Raw genomic sequence first — 1,989 nt, forward strand, 5'->3', positions numbered from 1 at the left:
GCTCATGTTAAAAGATTGAGCAGAAAAACGATTTGCTTTTCAAAAAATGAAAAGTATCTTGAAGCTCATTTAAGAATCTATTTTTGGGGATAGTAGTTCTGAATTAAGATTCTTAATAAAAATTAAACGTTCTTTAAAAATACTGCAATAAAAGCAGGAAACAGCTTTGATTTTTTAACAAAATAGCAAAAAAATCATCTTAGGCTACTATCCCTTTGGGCTGAAGCACAAGGGGTACAATGACCTGGTATCCGCAAATGTGAACTCTCAGGCTTCCAAATATAAGTACAACGGAAAGGAACTTGAAGAGGCACTTGGCTACGATATGCATGAATATGAAGCGAGACATTACGATGCCGCATTGGGAAGGTTCGTAAAAATTGACCCATTGGCTGAAGATTATAGTTTCCAATCGACTTATGCTTATGCGGTTAATGATCCTATTAGATTTATTGATAAGTTGGGAATGGGACCTGATGACATTATAGTTCAAAATATTAACGGTGAAGAATTGGGTAGGATAGTTCTGCCAGGAGAGGATCAAGTCATTGTTTTACCTACTGATCAGACCCTACCGGAACCTATTGTGGTAGACCCAGAAATAAACTTAGAAAATTTACCAGACTCACCAGATGCTGTAGGGCTTTCATTTGAATATTCTGTGACTCTTGGGGGTGGTTTTACGGTTGGTACAGATATTGTACATTTTCTTGATGGCGAAGATGCAGGAAACACATATCAATTTGGTAAAATTGGTGCTACTATTGGTATAGATGCTGAGATAGGTGCAGCAGGAACTGTCTCGTATTTTAACGAAGAAGCTAATACTGATTTAAAAAATGCAAAAGGAATGGAAGGGCATTCAGCAGGATATGCAGGGGGTTTTGCCATTTCTGGTGAATATGAATGGTCTAATCAAGATAATGCAAAAGGAGAACTTTATCCTGGTCACAAAAGCACTACGACTTGGGAAACTTATAGTGTAGGTGGTGGTTTAGGAGTTGAAGCTGGAGTCAAAATGTTCTGGAATTATTCCACTATTTTATTTAATGGACCAATACTTAGTAAAAATGACAACTAAAAGAATAACTTTATTGCTTTTATCTTTATTACTATTGTTTTTTCTATTATTCAGTTTGAATAAGTTTAGTAGGAAATCTAATATTGAATTGATAATTGAAAAAATCAATGAGGATTATAAAGGTGTTGTTTTAGATAAATTTGCTCCTCGAGATACTAAGCCTACACATTTAAAAATAAAAACTTTAGATAGTCAATTTAATATATGTCCTAATAAGGAAGTAGTTAAGCAAGCAACTATTGGTGATAGTATAATAAAAATAAAAGATGAAAATTATGTTTACTTAATTAAAAACGATGGTACGAAGTATCGTTTTTTTTATACAAAAATTTCAAATGAAACAAGAAATAGTAAATTTTTTCCTAAAGAATGGAAGAATATGTGGTTGGAATCAACTAAATGGGATGATAAATAGATTTGCAATATTTTTATGCTTTATATTTATTTCTAGCTTTTGCTTTTCTCAGGAGATATATTTTCATGGATTAACAAAAAGTATTAAAGCAACAAATACTCTTGTAGTTGAGAATCTAGATGATCACAAGTTATACATAGTAAAAATTCGTGACACAGATTCAATTTCTTATAAAAACCCTAATTATGAAAGTGCGATAAGCTATCTTAAGTCAAGAGTTTTAAATAAAGAAGTATTTGTTTTTTACGAAATAGATCATAGCGAAAATATAATAAATGGTTCTATACTTTATGAATGTGTTCTCAATGAGGATATGGATACAATAGATGATAACCCTTGCACAATGGCTTATAATTTAGATGTAGAACTCATAAAGAAAAACTATGTGATTTATAAAGGATCTAATAAGTTTTTAAGAAAGCTTAATACTGGGTGGTAATGATAGTGTCCCAAAATAGGACATTGCTTAAAATTAGAATCTAAATAATTGAGA

At 31.6% G+C, this 1,989-nt stretch carries 3 protein-coding genes and 1 pseudogene; all 4 read left to right on the forward strand.

The genetic code is table 11. From position 1 onward, the window contains the following. Positions 1-93: pseudogene (locus KCG49_RS16610) on the forward strand (IS1 family transposase); the annotation flags it as partial. 103 nt (positions 94-196) lie between these two features. Further along, positions 197-1,081, forward strand: coding sequence for an RHS repeat-associated core domain-containing protein (locus KCG49_RS16260; RefSeq protein WP_369680374.1), 885 nt, complete (start codon positions 197-199; stop codon positions 1,079-1,081). After that, on the forward strand, positions 1,071-1,496 hold the full coding sequence (locus KCG49_RS16265) for a hypothetical protein (protein WP_218548012.1): 426 nt from the start codon (positions 1,071-1,073) through the stop codon (positions 1,494-1,496). The genes KCG49_RS16260 and KCG49_RS16265 overlap by 11 nt, the downstream gene beginning before the upstream one ends. Continuing rightward, positions 1,417-1,935 carry a hypothetical protein gene (locus tag KCG49_RS16270; protein ID WP_218548013.1) on the forward strand — a complete coding sequence of 173 codons (519 nt, stop codon included), beginning with the start codon at positions 1,417-1,419 and terminating at the stop codon, positions 1,933-1,935. Before KCG49_RS16265 ends, KCG49_RS16270 begins: the two co-directional genes overlap by 80 nt. The last annotated feature ends 54 nt before the right edge of the window (positions 1,936-1,989 follow it).

This window comes from Winogradskyella luteola (genome assembly GCF_019203985.1).
In the GTDB taxonomy this organism is placed as follows: Bacteria; Bacteroidota; Bacteroidia; order Flavobacteriales; family Flavobacteriaceae; genus Winogradskyella; species Winogradskyella luteola.

Excerpts from the sequence above, each read along its gene's own strand:
- KCG49_RS16270 (WP_218548013.1), top strand. The coding sequence starts at position 1,417 with ATGAAACAAGAAATAGTAAATTTTTTCCTAAAGAATGGAAGAATATGT.
- KCG49_RS16265 (WP_218548012.1), top strand. The coding sequence starts at position 1,071 with ATGACAACTAAAAGAATAACTTTATTGCTTTTATCTTTATTACTATTG.